At 69.7% G+C, this 15,775-nt stretch carries 14 protein-coding genes; 1 reads left to right on the top strand and 13 read right to left on the bottom strand.

Annotation, left to right across the window (positions count from 1 at the left end; translation table 11 throughout):
* Positions 1-336: 336 nt before the first annotated feature.
* The 13 genes from metK to pyrR form a co-directional block, all read right to left on the bottom strand.
* The gene (gene metK / locus SMIR_RS32580) at positions 337-1,545 is read right to left on the bottom strand and encodes a methionine adenosyltransferase (protein ID WP_168490018.1); all 1,209 of its coding nucleotides are present in this window, start codon (positions 1,543-1,545) and stop codon (positions 337-339) included.
* A 240-nt stretch (positions 1,546-1,785) separates the two neighbouring features.
* The gene (coaBC, locus tag SMIR_RS32575) at positions 1,786-2,988 is read right to left on the bottom strand and encodes a bifunctional phosphopantothenoylcysteine decarboxylase/phosphopantothenate--cysteine ligase CoaBC (RefSeq protein WP_168490019.1); all 1,203 of its coding nucleotides are present in this window, start codon (positions 2,986-2,988) and stop codon (positions 1,786-1,788) included.
* 91 nt (positions 2,989-3,079) lie between these two features.
* Positions 3,080-3,352, bottom strand: coding sequence for a DNA-directed RNA polymerase subunit omega (gene rpoZ / locus SMIR_RS32570; RefSeq protein WP_003982715.1), 273 nt, complete (start codon positions 3,350-3,352; stop codon positions 3,080-3,082).
* Positions 3,353-3,389: 37 nt separating this feature from the next.
* Positions 3,390-3,947: a guanylate kinase gene (gene gmk / locus SMIR_RS32565; RefSeq protein ID WP_168490020.1), complete on the bottom strand. Its 558-nt coding sequence runs from the start codon at positions 3,945-3,947 to the stop codon at positions 3,390-3,392.
* Between the two features lie 37 nt (positions 3,948-3,984).
* Entirely contained in the window at positions 3,985-4,308 is a 324-nt protein-coding gene (locus SMIR_RS32560) for an integration host factor (protein ID WP_016638838.1), read from the bottom strand.
* Between the two features lie 311 nt (positions 4,309-4,619).
* Positions 4,620-5,462 carry an orotidine-5'-phosphate decarboxylase gene (gene pyrF / locus SMIR_RS32555; protein WP_168490021.1) on the bottom strand — a complete coding sequence of 281 codons (843 nt, stop codon included), beginning with the start codon at positions 5,460-5,462 and terminating at the stop codon, positions 4,620-4,622.
* Positions 5,459-6,565, bottom strand: a complete 1,107-nt coding sequence (locus SMIR_RS32550) for a quinone-dependent dihydroorotate dehydrogenase (RefSeq protein WP_168490022.1) — start codon at positions 6,563-6,565, stop codon at positions 5,459-5,461. Before SMIR_RS32550 ends, pyrF begins: the two co-directional genes overlap by 4 nt.
* A 282-nt stretch (positions 6,566-6,847) precedes the next feature.
* Complete coding sequence (carB, locus tag SMIR_RS32545; RefSeq protein WP_168490023.1) at positions 6,848-10,156, bottom strand: carbamoyl-phosphate synthase large subunit; 3,309 nt, start codon at positions 10,154-10,156, stop codon at positions 6,848-6,850.
* Positions 10,149-11,306 carry a glutamine-hydrolyzing carbamoyl-phosphate synthase small subunit gene (gene carA / locus SMIR_RS32540; RefSeq protein WP_212727705.1) on the bottom strand — a complete coding sequence of 386 codons (1,158 nt, stop codon included), beginning with the start codon at positions 11,304-11,306 and terminating at the stop codon, positions 10,149-10,151. Before carA ends, carB begins: the two co-directional genes overlap by 8 nt.
* Entirely contained in the window at positions 11,303-11,920 is a 618-nt protein-coding gene (locus SMIR_RS32535) for a PH-like domain-containing protein (RefSeq protein WP_422664531.1), read from the bottom strand. Before SMIR_RS32535 ends, carA begins: the two co-directional genes overlap by 4 nt.
* A 14-nt stretch (positions 11,921-11,934) precedes the next feature.
* Positions 11,935-13,221: a dihydroorotase gene (locus SMIR_RS32530; RefSeq protein WP_168490025.1), complete on the bottom strand. Its 1,287-nt coding sequence runs from the start codon at positions 13,219-13,221 to the stop codon at positions 11,935-11,937.
* Positions 13,222-13,225: 4 nt separating this feature from the next.
* Positions 13,226-14,203: an aspartate carbamoyltransferase catalytic subunit gene (locus SMIR_RS32525; protein WP_168490026.1), complete on the bottom strand. Its 978-nt coding sequence runs from the start codon at positions 14,201-14,203 to the stop codon at positions 13,226-13,228.
* A gap of 96 nt (positions 14,204-14,299) precedes the next feature.
* On the bottom strand, positions 14,300-14,890 hold the full coding sequence (gene pyrR / locus SMIR_RS32520) for a bifunctional pyr operon transcriptional regulator/uracil phosphoribosyltransferase PyrR (protein WP_168490027.1): 591 nt from the start codon (positions 14,888-14,890) through the stop codon (positions 14,300-14,302).
* A 253-nt stretch (positions 14,891-15,143) separates the two neighbouring features.
* Between pyrR and bldD the strand changes: the two genes are divergently transcribed.
* Positions 15,144-15,644: a transcriptional regulator BldD gene (gene bldD, locus SMIR_RS32515; protein WP_067366005.1), complete on the top strand. Its 501-nt coding sequence runs from the start codon at positions 15,144-15,146 to the stop codon at positions 15,642-15,644.
* The last annotated feature ends 131 nt before the right edge of the window (positions 15,645-15,775 follow it).

The following is a 15,775-nucleotide window of genomic DNA, read 5'->3' as shown; positions in this document are numbered from 1 at the left end:
CGGCCATACCGGTCCAAGGACCGGCAGCAGGATTCGAACCTGCGAGGGGATCACACCCCGGAAGTACCCGTGACCATCGCACCGGACGCCACGACGTCAGTTCTCCCGAGTTCCAAGCGGCAGCGGACCATGATCCAGAATCACCGCGCGCCCTGGGCGCACTCCACCGAAGTAACCGCGGCCATCGCACCGGGAGACCCCGACCCTATGAGCCCCTCCCCCACCCGCACCACCGATTTACCCCCGGCAGCACCGACCCCTCCCGGGTTGCCCGCGGGGGAAACAGCGAGGCCCGGCGCCCCCGAGGGGTACCGGGCCTCACCGTGCAAGCGTTGCTTACAGACCGACGGCCTTGCGCAGGGCCTCCACGCGGTCCGTGCGCTCCCACGTGAAGTCGGGCAGCTCGCGGCCGAAGTGGCCGTAGGCGGCCGTCTGGGAGTAGATCGGGCGCAGCAGGTCGAGGTCACGGATGATGGCCGCCGGGCGGAGGTCGAAGACCTCGGCGATGGCGGTCTCGATCTTCTCGGCGTCGACCTTGGCGGTGCCGAAGGTCTCGACGAAGAGACCGACGGGCTCGGCCTTGCCGATGGCGTAGGCGACCTGGACCTCGCAGCGGGAGGCGAGGCCCGCGGCGACGACGTTCTTGGCGACCCAGCGCATGGCGTAGGCGGCGGAGCGGTCGACCTTGGACGGGTCCTTGCCGGAGAAGGCGCCGCCGCCGTGGCGGGCCATGCCGCCGTAGGTGTCGATGATGATCTTGCGGCCGGTGAGGCCGGCGTCGCCCATCGGGCCGCCGATCTCGAAGCGGCCGGTCGGGTTCACCAGGAGGCGGTAGCCCTCGGTCTCCAGCTTGATGCCGTCGTCGAGGAGGGCCTTGAGCTCCGGCTCGACCACGAACTCGCGGATGTCGGGGGCGAGGAGGGACTCGAGGTCGATGTCCGACGCGTGCTGCGAGGAGACGACGACCGTGTCCAGGCGGACCGCCTTGTCGCCGTCGTACTCGATGGTGACCTGAGTCTTGCCGTCGGGACGGAGGTAGGGGATCGTCCCGTTCTTGCGCACCTCGGAGAGGCGGCGCGACAGGCGGTGCGCGAGGTGGATCGGGAGCGGCATCAGCTCCGGGGTCTCGTCCGTCGCGTACCCGAACATCAGGCCCTGGTCGCCGGCGCCCTGCTTGTCGAGCTCGTCCTCGTCGCCCTCGACCCGGTTCTCGTACGCCGTGTCGACACCCTGCGCGATGTCGGGCGACTGCGAGCCGATCGACACCGAGACACCACAGGAAGCTCCGTCGAAGCCCTTCTTCGACGAGTCGTAACCGATCTCCAGGATCTTGTCGCGGACCAGCTGGGCGATCGGCGCGTACGCCTTGGTCGTGACCTCTCCGGCCACGTGCACCAGGCCGGTCGTGATCAGCGTCTCCACGGCGACCCGGGACGTCGGGTCCTCGCGCAGAAGCGCATCGAGAATGGTGTCGCTGATCTGGTCAGCGATCTTGTCGGGGTGACCCTCGGTCACGGACTCCGAGGTGAACAGGCGACGGGACACAACGCTCCCTGTGGTTGCAGCGGCTGCTGGCTGATCATTGGTGGACGGGACGAGAGCTGCGCTCGGCGTCGTCCGAGAACAGTTTATCGGTCGCACTCGCCCACAGGCCCCCCTGTCTCGCTTCTCGGAAGCCCTGTGACCTGCGGCACGGGCATTCTGCGCCATGGCGATCGTTCTCCACCAGGGTCGCCACGGGCGATTTCACGCTGATGGACGCGGCGGCTGGGGTTAATGAGACATTCACACCAGGCGGCGTCCCACCAGGTCCCACACCATCTCGGCCAGAGCCTCCTTGGGTCCGTACGGCACCGGGGTCTCACTGCCGTCGGCCCCCAGCACCACGGCCTCGTTCTCCTCGGCACCGAAGGTCTTGCGCTCCCCCACCTCGTTCACGACGAGAAGATCGCACCCCTTGCGCGCCAGCTTCGTACGACCGTTGGCGAGGACGTCGTCCGTCTCTGCGGCGAAACCGACGACCACCTGGCCGGGGCGGGGACGGTCCGCCGAGATCTCCGCGAGGATGTCCGGATTGCGGACCAGAACGATCGGCTCCGGTTCCTGGTCGTCCTTCTTCTTGATTTTTCCGGCCGCGTAGGCGGCCGGGCGGAAGTCCGCCACCGCCGCCGCCATCACCACGGCGTCGGCGTCCGAGGCCGCCTTGAGGACCGCCTCGCGCAGCTGCACGGCCGTCCCGACCTGCACCACGTCCACGCCCGCCGGGTCCGGCAGTCCGGTGTTCGCGGCGATCAGCGTGACCCGGGCACCCCGCGCGGCCGCCGTGCGCGCCAGGGCGTATCCCTGCTTGCCGGAGGAGCGGTTGCCGAGGAAGCGGACCGGGTCGAGGGGCTCTCGGGTACCGCCGGCGCTGACGACGACGTGGCGGCCGGCGAGATCGGGCTCGGTCACGCCGCGGGCGAGCACCCGGCGGCAGACCTCGAAGATCTCCGCGGGGTCGGGCAGCCTCCCCTTGCCGGTGTCGACACCGGTCAGGCGCCCCACCGCGGGCTCGATGACGACGGCGCCGCGGCGGCGCAGCGTCGCCACGTTCTCCTGGGTGGCCGGGTGCTCCCACATCTCGGTGTGCATGGCGGGCGCGAAGACGACCGGGCAGCGGGCCGTGAGCAGGGTGTTGGTGAGGAGGTCGTCGGCCAGGCCGTGGGCGGCCTTGGCGAGCATGTCGGCCGTCGCGGGAGCCACCACCACCAGGTCCGCGTGCTGTCCGATGCGGACGTGCGGGACCTCGTGGACGTCCGACCAGACCTCGGTGGAGACGGGGTGGCCGGAGAGCGCGGACCAGGTGGCGGCGCCGACGAAGTGCAGCGCGGAGTCGGTGGGGACGACACGAACGTCGTGGCCCGACTCCGTCAGCCTGCGCAACAGCTCACAGGCCTTGTACGCGGCGATGCCACCGCTGACCCCCAGCACGACCTTGGGCTTGTCCACCGTCTCTCCCCGAGCTCGGAAACGTACGACTCCATGACACACCACAGGCCCGGCGGTCGCGCCGCCGGGCCTGGGATGAGCGATTGAACGACTACTGCGCGGGGCCCTCGACGGCCTCGGACGTCAGCAGACCCGCGTTGATCTCGCGCAGGGCGATCGACAGCGGCTTCTCGTGGACGTGGGTGTCGACGAGCGGACCGACGTACTCGAGGAGGCCCTCGCCGAGCTGCGAGTAGTACGCGTTGATCTGACGGGCGCGCTTGGCCGCGTAGATCACGAGGCTGTACTTCGAGTCGGTGGCCTCGAGGAGCTCGTCGATCGGAGGGTTGATGATGCCCTCGGGAGCGGTGATGGAAGAGGACACGCTCTGCCTTCCGAAAGGTGGAAAATGACCTGAAAGATCAAACAACTTCCATCAAGGCTAGCAGCTCACGCGCCACGTCCTCGACGGAGGTGTTGACCAGGGTGACATCGAACTCCGGCTCGGCCGCCAGTTCGATCTTGGCCGCCTCCAGGCGGCGCTCGATCACCGCGGGCGGTTCGGTGCCCCGTCCGGTGAGCCTGCGCACCAGCTCGTCCCAGGAGGGCGGAGCCAAGAACACGAGCAGGGCCTCCGGCATGGACTCGCGGACCTGCCGTGCGCCCTGGAGGTCGATCTCCAGGAGAACGGGCACACCCGATTCCAGGTGCTCCAGGACGGCGGCACGCGGCGTCCCGTAGCGGTTGCCGGCGAATTCGGCCCACTCCAGCAGCTCGCCGTTGGCGATCAGCTTGTCCATCTCCTCGTCGGAGACGAAGAAGTAGTGGACTCCGTGCTTCTCACCGGGGCGCGGCTTGCGGGTCGTCGCCGACACCGAGAGCCAGACCTCGGAGTGTTCCTTGCGCATATGGGCGACGACCGTGCTCTTACCGACCCCAGAGGGGCCGGAGAGCACGGTCAGCCGCGGACGTTCACTCATGCAGCGATTATTCCAGCAATCCCGGTGTGCCCAGGACTCAGGCGCCGGAACCGCCGAACTCACGCTCCAGAGAAGCGATCTGGTTCGAGCCGAGGCCGCGTACGCGGCGACTCTCGGAGATACCGAGTCGCTCCATGATCTGCTTGGCGCGGACCTTGCCCACGCCCGGCAGGGACTCCAGGAGAGCGGAGACCTTCATCTTGCCGATGACGTCGTTCTCCTGACCCTGCTTGATGACCTCGTGAAGCGAGGCGCCGGAGTGCTTGAGTCGATTCTTGACCTCGGCCCGCTCCCGGCGAGCCGCGGCGGCCTTTTCGAGCGCGGCTGCGCGCTGTTCAGGGGTAAGGGGCGGAAGAGCCACGCCTACGTCACCTCGGATGTCGAACTGTCGGATACGGACCGGTGAGGAACCTAGTCGCCCCACACCTGGGGAGCTACGAGCAACACGCTTGCCCGTTCTCCCCCCACTGCCTGGAAGAGCGTGGGAGGTGCCCCACTCGACGGAGACTAGCGGGCAAGTGCGCCAGAGTCAGCGAGAACAGCGGAAAAGTCCTGGTCAGCCTCCCTGGAGACGGACATTTGAGACATACTGCCCTGGATTTGAGGATGTATTCAGACTCGCGGCGCTCCGGAGGCACTCATCGGAGGATTCCCGAACGGCTGTCGGAGGACTCAGGCGGCCGTCACGGCGGCCCTGATCTCCTCCGCGAAGCGCTCCGCGGACGCACGCAGCGCGATCGCGTCGGGACCGTGACGAAGAACACCCCGGCTCACGTTCGGCACGACATTGCGCACCGCCGCCCCGAAGACGCCCGCCAGATCGGCCGGCGTGGCTCCCTGGGCGCCGATGCCGGGCGCCAGGAGCGGTCCGTTGATGTCCAGGTCGTAGGAGGAGAGATCGCCCAGCGTGGCGCCGACGACCGCGCCGAAGGACCCCAGGGGCGTCTCTCCCGCGTTCTCGGCCGCGAGGTGGGCCAGCATGGTCGCGCCGACGTTGCGACCGTCCCCACGGACCGCGTGCTGCACCTCGCCGCCCTCCGGGTTGGAGGTGAGCGCGAGCACGAAGAGCCCGGCGCCGCTCTCACGCGCCAGCTCCACCGCCGGCTTCAGCGAGCCGTAGCCCAGGTAAGGCGACACGGTCAGCGCGTCCGAGAAGAGCGGCGCGTCCTTGCGCAGGAAGGTCTCCGCGTACGCGGCCATGGTCGAACCGATGTCGCCGCGCTTGGCGTCCATCACGACCAGTGCCCCGGCCGCCCGCGCCTCCTCGACCGACTTCTCCAGGACGGCGATGCCGCGCGACCCGAACCGCTCGAAGAACGCGCTCTGCGGCTTGAGGACCGCGACCCGCTCGGCCAGCGCCTCGACGACGGTGCGGCTGAACCGCTCCAGGCCCGCGATGTCGTCGTTCAGGCCCCAGTCGGTCAGCAGGGAGGCGTGCGGGTCGATGCCGACGCACAGCGGGCCGCGCTCGTCCATGGCACGGCGAAGGCGTGCGCCAAAGGGTTCCAGGCTCATGCGGACTTCCTCACGTCGGCGCCGACCGCGTCGGCGAGGGTGGCGTACGGGCTGTTACGGAGGCGGGCGGCGAGCCCCTTGTGGATCGCCCGGCCCCAGAAGGGGCCCTCGTAGATGAACGCGCTGTACCCCTGGACCAGGGTGGCGCCGGCCAGGATGCGCTGCCAGGCGTCCTCGGCGTTCTCGATGCCACCGACGCCCACCAGGGTGATCCGCTCGCCCACGCGCGCGTAGAGGCGGCGCAGCACCTCCAGGGAGCGTGCCTTCAGCGGCGCGCCCGAGAGTCCACCGGTCTCCTTGACGAGCGAGGGTTCGGACTTCAAACCGAGTCCGTCGCGCGCGATGGTGGTGTTCGTGGCGATGATCCCGTCCAGGCCGAGTTCGACGGCGAGGTCGGCGACCGCGTCGACGTCCTCGTCGGCGAGGTCGGGCGCGATCTTGACGAGCAGCGGCACACGCCGGTCGGTGACCGCGCGGTCGGCGGCCTCGCGGACGGCGCTCAGCAGGGGCCGCAGTGCCTCGGTGGCCTGGAGGTTGCGCAGGCCGGGCGTGTTCGGCGAGCTCACGTTCACCACGAGGTAGTCCGCGTGCCGGGCGAGCCGCTCGGTCGACTTCACGTAGTCGCCGACGGCCTCCTCCTCGGGGACGACCTTGGTCTTGCCGATGTTGACGCCCACGACGGTCCTGAAGACGGGCGTACGGGCCCTCAGGCGCTCGCTGACGGCCGCGGAGCCCTCGTTGTTGAACCCCATGCGGTTGATCAGCGCCCGGTCCGGCACAAGGCGGAACAGCCGCTTCTTGGGGTTGCCCGGCTGCGGCTCCCCCGTGACCGTGCCGATCTCGATGTGGTCGAAGCCGAGCATCGACATCCCGTCGATCGCGACGGCGTTCTTGTCGAAGCCCGCCGCGAGCCCGAAGGGACCGTGCATCCGCAGGCCGAACGCCTCGGTCCGCAGCTCCTCGTGGCGGGGCGCGAGCGCCGCGGCGATGAACGTACGCAGCACGGGGATACGGGCGGCGAGCCGGATCCAGCGGAAGGCGAGGTGGTGGGCCTGCTCGGGGTCCATCCGCTTGAAGACCAGCCGGAAGAAAAGCTTGTACATGTCTCAGTGTCCTCTTGAAGCTCTCGGTGTCCTCGTGAAGCCTCATGAGCCTCATGAAGAGGGGGACACCGTTTCCGGTGTCCCCCTCAGGGCTGCCAGGGCCTCCCCGGCGGATCTTGCCGGGGTCGCGGGGTCTGGCACGCACACCTGCGGCGTTGTCGTCGGTCGCCGACGCTCCGCGTCGACTCCCTCCTCCGCCTTGCAGCTGCACGCACCAGACCCCGCTCGGCCGTGCTGAAGGGGTTCCGCAACTCGAGACCGGCCTGATCCGCCGGGCAGGCCCTAGTCGCGGGCCGCTGTCAGATGTTCGGCGTGTTCCTGGAGTGAGCGGACGCCCACGTCGCCGTGGTTGAGCGCGTCGATGCCCTGGACGGCGGCGGCGAGCGCCTGGACGGTCGTCAGGCACGGCACGGAGCGTGCCACCGCGGCCGTACGGATCTCGTAGCCGTCGAGGCGGCCACCGGTGCCGTACGGCGTGTTGACGATGAGGTCGACCTCGCCGTCGTGGATCAGCTGGACGATGGTCCGCTCGCCGTTCGGTCCTGTGCCCTCGGACTGCTTGCGCACGACCGTCGCGTTGATGCCGTTGCGCTTGAGCACCTCGGCCGTGCCGGAGGTGGCCAGCAGCTCGAAGCCGTGCGCGACCAGCTCGCGCGCCGGGAAGATCATCGAGCGCTTGTCGCGGTTGGCGACCGAGATGAAGGCACGGCCCTTGGTCGGCAGCGGACCGTAGGCGCCCGCCTGGGACTTGGCGTACGCCGTGCCGAAGACGGAGTCGATGCCCATGACCTCACCGGTGGAGCGCATCTCCGGGCCGAGGACGGTGTCGACGCCGCGCCCGTGGATGTCGCGGAAGCGCGACCACGGCATGACGGCCTCCTTGACGGAGATCGGCGCGTCGAGCGGCAGCTCACCGCCGTCACCGTGCGCGGGGAGCAGCCCCTCCGCCCGCAGCTCGGCGACGGTCGCGCCCAGCGAGATCCGGGCGGCGGCCTTCGCCAGCGGCACCGCGGTCGCCTTCGAGGTGAAGGGGACCGTGCGCGAGGCGCGCGGGTTGGCTTCGAGGACGTACAGGATGTCGCCCGCCATCGCGAACTGGATGTTGATCAGGCCACGGACCCCGACACCCTTCGCGATGGCCTCGGTGGAGGCCCGCAGACGCTTGATGTCGAAGCCGCCCAGCGTGATCGGCGGCAGCGCGCACGCGGAGTCGCCGGAGTGGATGCCGGCCTCCTCGATGTGTTCCATGACGCCGCCGAGGTACAGCTCCTCGCCGTCGTACAGCGCGTCCACGTCGATCTCGATCGCGTCGTCGAGGAAGCGGTCGACGAGAACCGGACGGGAGGGGCTGATCTCGGTCGACTCGGCGATGTAGGACGACAGCCGGGTCTCGTCGTACACGATCTCCATGCCGCGCCCGCCGAGGACGTACGACGGCCGTACGAGGACGGGGTAGCCGATCTCGTCCGCGATGGCCTTGGCCTCGGCGAAGGTGGTGGCGGTGCCGTGCTTGGGGGCCGGGAGACCGGCCTCCGCGAGGACGCGTCCGAAGGCGCCGCGGTCCTCGGCGGCGTGGATCGCCTCGGGGGGCGTACCGACGACCGGCACCCCGTTGTCCTTGAGCGCCTGGGCCAGGCCCAGCGGGGTCTGGCCGCCGAGCTGGACGATGACACCGGCGATCGGGCCGGCCAGCGACTCCGCGTGGACGATCTCCAGCACGTCCTCGAGCGTCAGCGGCTCGAAGTACAGGCGGTCGGAGGTGTCGTAGTCCGTGGAGACGGTCTCGGGGTTGCAGTTGACCATCACGGTCTCGTAGCCCGCCTCGCTGAGCGCGAAGGAGGCGTGGACGCAGGAGTAGTCGAACTCGATGCCCTGGCCGATGCGGTTCGGGCCGGAGCCCAGGATGATCACCGCGGGCTTCTCGCGCGGCGCGACCTCCGTCTCCTCGTCGTACGAGGAGTAGAAGTACGGGGTCTTCGCCGCGAACTCGGCAGCGCAGGTGTCGACCGTCTTGTACACCGGGCGCACACCCAGCGCGTGCCGCACCTCGCGCACGACGTCCTCGCGCAGCCCGCGGATCTCGGCGACCTGGGCGTCGGAGAAGCCGTGCCGCTTGGCCTCGGCGAGCAGCTCGGGGTCGAGCTTGTCGGCGGCTGCCAGCTCGTCCGCGATCTCCTTGATCAGGAAGAGCTGGTCGACGAACCACGGGTCGATCTTCGTCGACTCGAAGACCTCCTCGGGCGTGGCGCCCGCGCGGATGGCCTGCATGACGGAGTTGATCCGGCCGTCGGTGGGCCGCACGGCCTCTTCCAGGAGAAGGGCCTTGTCACCGGGCTCGCCGACGAACGTGAACTGGCTGCCCTTCTTCTCCAGCGACCGCAGCGCCTTCTGCAGCGCCTCGGTGAAGTTGCGGCCGATCGCCATGGCCTCGCCGACCGACTTCATGGTGGTCGTCAGGGTGGAGTCGGCGGACGGGAACTTCTCGAAGGCGAAGCGCGGGGCCTTCACGACCACGTAGTCGAGCGTCGGCTCGAAGGACGCCGGGGTCTTCTCCGTGATGTCGTTCGGGATCTCGTCGAGCGTGTAGCCGACGGCGAGCTTCGCGGCGATCTTGGCGATCGGGAAGCCGGTCGCCTTGGAGGCGAGCGCCGAGGAGCGCGACACGCGCGGGTTCATCTCGATGACGATGATGCGGCCGTCGTCGGGGTTCACCGCGAACTGGATGTTGCAGCCGCCGGTGTCGACGCCGACCTCGCGGATGATCGCGATGCCGATGTCGCGCAGCCGCTGGTACTCCCGGTCGGTCAGCGTCATCGCCGGGGCGACGGTGATGGAGTCGCCGGTGTGGACGCCCATCGGGTCGAAGTTCTCGATGGAGCAGACGACCACGACGTTGTCGTTCTTGTCGCGCATCAGCTCCAGCTCGTACTCCTTCCAGCCGAGGATGGACTCCTCCAGGAGCACCTCGGTGGTCGGGGAGAGCGTCAGGCCCTGGCCGGCGATGCGGCGCAGCTCCTCCTCGTCGTGCGCGAAGCCGGAGCCGGCGCCGCCCATGGTGAAGGAGGGGCGGACGACGACGGGGTAGCCGCCGAGCGTGTCGACGCCCTTGAGGACGTCGTCCATGGAGTGGCAGATGACGGACCGGGCGGACTCGCCGTGGCCGATCTTCGCGCGGACGGCCTCGACGACGCCCTTGAAGAGGTCGCGGTCCTCGCCCTTGTTGATCGCCTCGACGTTGGCGCCGATGAGCTCGACGCCGTACTTCGCCAGGACACCCTGCTCGTGCATGGAGATCGCGGTGTTGAGCGCCGTCTGGCCGCCGAGCGTCGGCAGCAGGACGTCCGGGCGCTCCTTGGCGATGATCTTCTCGACGAACTCGGGGGTGATCGGCTCGACGTAGGTGGCGTCTGCGATCTCCGGGTCCGTCATGATCGTCGCCGGGTTGGAGTTGACGAGGATGACCCTCAGGCCCTCGGCACGCAGGATGCGGCACGCCTGGGTGCCGGAGTAGTCGAACTCGGCGGCCTGGCCGATGACGATCGGGCCGGAGCCGATGACCAGGACGGACTGGATATCGGTGCGCTTAGGCACGCTGGCCCTCCATCAGGGATACGAAGCGGTCGAACAGGTAGGCGGCGTCGTGCGGGCCGGCTGCCGCTTCGGGGTGGTACTGGACGCTGAAGGCCGGCTGGTCGAGGAGGTGGAGCCCCTCGACGACCTGGTCGTTCAGGCAGACGTGGGAGACCTCGGCGCGGCCGTAGGGGGTCTCGGAGACCTTGTCGAGCGGCGCGTCGACGGCGAAGCCGTGGTTGTGCGCGGTGACCTCGACCTTGCCGGTCGTGCGGTCCTGCACCGGCTGGTTGATTCCGCGGTGGCCGTACTTCAGCTTGTAGGTGCCGAAGCCGAGGGCGCGGCCGAGGATCTGGTTGCCGAAGCAGATGCCGAAGAGCGGGGTCTTGCGGGCGAGGACCTCCTGCATGACGGCGACGGGGCCGTCCGCGGTGGCGGGGTCACCGGGGCCGTTGGAGAAGAAGACCCCGTCGGGGTTCACGGCGTACACGTCCTCGGCCGTGGCCGTGGCGGGCAGCACGTGCACCTCGATGCCGCGCTCGGCCATGCGGTGCGGGGTCATGCCCTTGATGCCCAGGTCGACGGCGGCGACGGTGAACTTCTTCTCGCCGATGGCGGGGACGACGTACGTCTCCTTGGTGGCGACCTCGGCGGCGAGGTTCGCACCCTTCATCTCGGGCGCCTGGCGCACCTCGGCGAGCATGGTGCCCTCGTCGGGCAGCGCGTTGCCGGAGAAGATGCCGACGCGCATGGCGCCGCGCTCACGCAGATGACGGGTGAGGGCGCGGGTGTCGACACCGCTGATGCCGACGACGCCCTGGCTGCGCAGTTCCTCGTCCAGCGGGCGCCGGGCGCGCCAGTTGGAGGGCACGCGCGCGGGGTCGCGTACGACGTATCCGGAGACCCAGATCCGCTTCGACTCGGGGTCCTCGTCGTTGACGCCGGTGTTGCCGACGTGCGGGGCGGTCATGACGACGACCTGGCGGTGGTACGACGGGTCGGTGAGGGTCTCCTGGTAGCCGGTCATCCCGGTGGAGAACACGGCCTCGCCGAAGGTCACCCCCACGGCCCCGTAGGCGCGGCCACGGAAGGTCCGGCCGTCCTCCAGGACGAGTACGGCGGGAGCTGCCTTGTGCCTATGCGAGGCGGCTCCCTGGTTGGAGGTCGTCATCGTGCGCCTTCCGTCTTGGTGCTCTTGTTGATCATGTCGTTCAGGGTGTCGACCCACTCGGTGTGCTCGGCCGCGCGGTCCGAGCGGAACCCGGAGTCGATCAGCTTGTCGCCGTGCGCCCAGGTGACCACGAGCAGACCGCCCTCGCTGAGGACCTTCCCGGCGATGCCCTTGCCGAGCAGGGCCTCGCGCAGTGCTTCGGCCGGGATGAAGAAGTCGGTGGCCCCGGGGCGTACGACGTCCAGTCCCGCGTCCGTCAGCGTGAGCTCGACCCGGCTGCGGGTGCCCAGGCCGTGCGCCACGATGCGGTCCAGCCACTGCCCGGCGGTGGTGGAGCCGTGGTAGCGGCCGCTCATGCTCAGTTTCACCGGGCCGGGGTCTTCCGGCATTCCGGGCAGCGGCGGCTTGCCGCCTCCGTTGAGGGTGGTGGCGGGCGACGGGCGGGCGGGCAGCTCCGGCAGGTCACCCTGAAGGGTGCCGCGCCACTTCCAGCCCTCGCGCATCAGCCAGTAGACGAGGGCGACGAACAGGACGAGGCCGACGAGCCAGCCGATCCGGGCGGCCCAGTCGGTCACTTCGGCCGACTTCTGTTCGGCAGCCACGGAGGCGGCCATCGGGATGAGAGGTGTCACGCGAGCTTCCCGTCGACGAGGGTGGCCTTGCCCCGCAGCCAGGTGTGCGTGACCCGGCCCGGCAGCTCACGGCCCTCGTAGGGGGTGTTGCGGCTGCGCGAGGCGAAGCCCGCGGGGTCCACGGCCCCACGGTATGCCGTGTCGACGAGCGTGAGGTTGGCGGGCTCACCTGCCGAGACGGGACGGCCGTGGCCCGCGGCCTGCCCGATCCGGGCGGGCTTGAAGGACATGCGGTCGGCGACGCCGGCCCAGTCCAGGAGCCCGGTCTCCACCATCGTCCGCTGGACGACGGAGAGCGCGGTCTCGAGCCCCACCATGCCCATGGCGGCGGCGGCCCACTCGCAGTCCTTGTCCTCGTGCGGGTGCGGCGCGTGGTCGGTGGCGACGATGTCGATCGTGCCGTCGGCGAGCGCCTCGCGCAGCGCCGTCACGTCGCGCTCGGTGCGCAGCGGCGGGTTGACCTTGTAGACCGGGTTGTAGGTGCGCACCAGCTCGTCGGTGAGGAGGAGGTGGTGCGGGGTGACCTCGGCGGTGACGTCGATGCCGCGGGACTTGGCCCAGCGCACGATCTCCACGCTGCCGGCGGTCGACAGGTGGCAGATGTGGACGCGCGAGCCGACGTGCTCGGCGAGCAGGACATCCCGGGCGATGATCGATTCTTCGGCCACCGCGGGCCAGCCCCCGAGCCCCAGCTCGGCGGAGACGACGCCCTCGTTCATCTGGGCGCCCTCGGTGAGGCGGGGCTCCTGCGCGTGCTGCGCGACCACACCGCCGAAGGCCTTCACGTACTCCAGGGCCCGGCGCATGATCACCGCGTCGTCCACGCACTTGCCGTCGTCCGAGAAGACGGTGACACCGGCCGCGGACTCGTGCATCGCGCCCAGCTCGGCGAGCTTCTTGCCCTCCAAGCCGACCGTGACGGCGCCGATGGGCTGCACGTCGCAGTAGCCGTGCTCCTGGCCGAGCCGGTAGACCTGCTCGACCACGCCGGCGGTGTCGGCGACCGGGAAGGTGTTGGCCATGGCGAACACGGCGGTGTAGCCGCCGCTCGCCGCCGCGCGCGTACCGGTCAGGACGGTCTCGGAGTCCTCGCGACCGGGCTCCCGAAGATGGGTGTGCAGGTCGACGAGGCCCGGCAGGAGGACCTTGCCGTCGGCCTCGACGACCTCGGCGCCCTCGTCCGAGAGGCCGGTACCGACCGCCTCGATGACGGCGCCGTCGATCAGCACGTCCTGCGGCTCGCCCCCGAGCACCTTCGCACCGCGGATCAGGATCTTGCTCATGTTCTTACTTCTCCTCGGTGCGGGTGTGGGTGACGGCGGGCTCGTTGCCGCCCAGGAGCAGGTAGAGCACGGCCATGCGGATCGAGACGCCGTTCGCGACCTGTTCGACGACGGTGCAGCGGTCGGAGTCGGCGACCTCGGCGGTGATCTCCATGCCGCGGACCATCGGGCCGGGGTGCATCACGATGGCGTGCTCGGGCATCTTCGCCATGCGGTCGCCGTCGAGGCCGTAGCGCCGCGAGTACTCGCGCTCGGTCGGGAAGAACGCCGCGTTCATCCGCTCGCGCTGGACGCGCAGCATCATCACCGCGTCGGACTTGGAGAGGGTGCTGTCGAGGTCGTAGGAGATCTCGCAGGGCCAGGACTCCACGCCGACGGGCACCAGGGTGGGCGGGGCGACGAGGGTGACCTCGGCGCCGAGGGTGTGCAGCAGGTCGACGTTGGAGCGGGCGACCCGGCTGTGCAGGACGTCGCCGACGATCGTGATGCGCTTGCCGGCCAGGTCCTGGCCGATGCCGGCGTCACGGCCGACCAGGCGCCGGCGCATGGTGAAGGCGTCGAGCAGGGCCTGCGTGGGGTGCTGGTGGGTGCCGTCACCCGCGTTGATGACGGCGGCGTCGATCCAGCCGGAGGTGGCGAGCCGGTACGGGGCTCCGGAGGCGCCGTGCCGGATGACGACGGCGTCGACGCCCATGGCTTCGAGGGTCTGGGCGGTGTCCTTCAGGGACTCCCCCTTGGACACCGAGGAACCCTTGGCGGTGAAGTTGATGACGTCCGCGGAGAGGCGCTTCTCGGCGGCCTCGAAGGAGATCCGGGTACGGGTCGAGTCCTCGAAGAAGAGATTGACGACGGTGCGGCCGCGCAGGGTCGGCAGCTTCTTGATCGGCCGGTCGGCGACCCGGGCCATCTCCTCGGCGGTGTCGAGGATCAGGACGGCGTCGTCGCGGGTGAGGTCGGCGGCCGAGATGAGATGACGCTGCATCTGTCAGGCTCCGTAAGGCAGTTCAGGAGAATTCGGGCAGGCGGGCGCGCATGGAGGCGCACTCGGGGGCGTACGGCGGTGACGTACTCCGGAGTGCTACTGCTGCGTGTCCGGGGAGGTCCGCTTCGCACCGAGCAGCACGGTGTCGCGACCGTCCTCCTCGGCGAGCTGGACCTTGACCGTCTCCCGCAACGACGTGGGGAGGTTCTTGCCGACGTAGTCGGCGCGGATGGGCAATTCGCGGTGACCGCGGTCGACGAGGACCGCGAGCTGCACGGCGCGCGGGCGGCCGATGTCGTTCAGCGCGTCGAGCGCGGCGCGGATGGTGCGGCCGGAGAAGAGCACGTCGTCGACGAGGACGACGAGGCGGCCGTCGATGCCGTCACCGGGGATCTCGGTGCGGGCCAGCGCACGCGGCGGGTGCATGCGCAGGTCGTCGCGGTACATGGTGATGTCGAGCGAGCCCACCGGGATCTTGCGCTCGGTGATCTCTTCGAGCTTGTCGGCCAGTCTGCGGGCCAGGAAGACGCCCCGGGTCGGAATGCCGAGGAGCACCACGTCGTCGGCGCCCTTGGCGCGTTCGACGATCTCGTGGGCGATGCGGGTCAGCACCCGCGCGATGTCGGGGGCTTCCAGAACGGGCCGTGCATCGGCTTCGTACTGCTGTTTGTCCTGCTCGGTGTCCATACGAAACGGACCTCCTTCTCCGCCTCACGGGACGGATCATTAAAGGACGTCGGATTTGCGCCATCCACGGTACCAGCCCGGCAACGCGCCTGATCACCACCCTGTGGGCCACCGCCGGTGACTCCCGCGCGAAGGTCGGTCCGGACCATTCGGCTTGACGGGGAAGAGTAACGCTGCGTAACCTCACAGTGAGTCACCAGAGTCACCAGCCGCGCGGCGGAGCCGCACGTTGATACAGCGTCCGGGGAGCTATATGTCCAGCGAATACGCCAAACAGCTCGGGGCCAAGCTCCGGGCCATCCGCACCCAGCAGGGCCTTTCCCTCCACGGAGTCGAGGAGAAGTCACAGGGACGCTGGAAGGCGGTCGTGGTCGGGTCGTACGAGCGCGGCGACCGCGCCGTCACCGTGCAGCGTCTCGCCGAACTGGCGGATTTCTACGGGGTTCCCGTACAGGAGCTGCTGCCCGGCACCACTCCTGGCGGGGCCGCCGAGCCGCCGCCGAAGCTCGTCCTCGACCTGGAGCGGCTGGCCCACGTGCCGGCCGAGAAGGCGGGTCCTCTGCAGCGTTACGCCGCGACGATCCAGTCCCAGCGCGGTGACTACAACGGCAAGGTGCTGTCGATCCGACAGGACGACCTGCGCACCCTCGCCGTCATCTACGACCAGTCGCCCTCGGTCCTCACCGAGCAGCTGATCAGCTGGGGCGTGCTGGACGCGGACGCGCGCCGCGCCGTCTCCCACGACGAGGGCTGACCCCTTCGGGGAGTTCAGCAGAAACGTGCCGCCGGGGTGGCCGGAACCATGTGTTCCGGCCACCCCGGCGGCTTTCTGCGGGCCTCGGGAGCCTCATGGACACGGGAACGCCGGAGGGCCCGCAGCGGACG

The organism is Streptomyces mirabilis, from assembly GCF_018310535.1.
GTDB lineage: Bacteria > Actinomycetota > Actinomycetes > Streptomycetales > Streptomycetaceae > Streptomyces.
The sequence above is the reverse complement of the archived record's forward strand: the minus strand, read 5'-3'. Positions and strand labels throughout refer to the sequence as shown.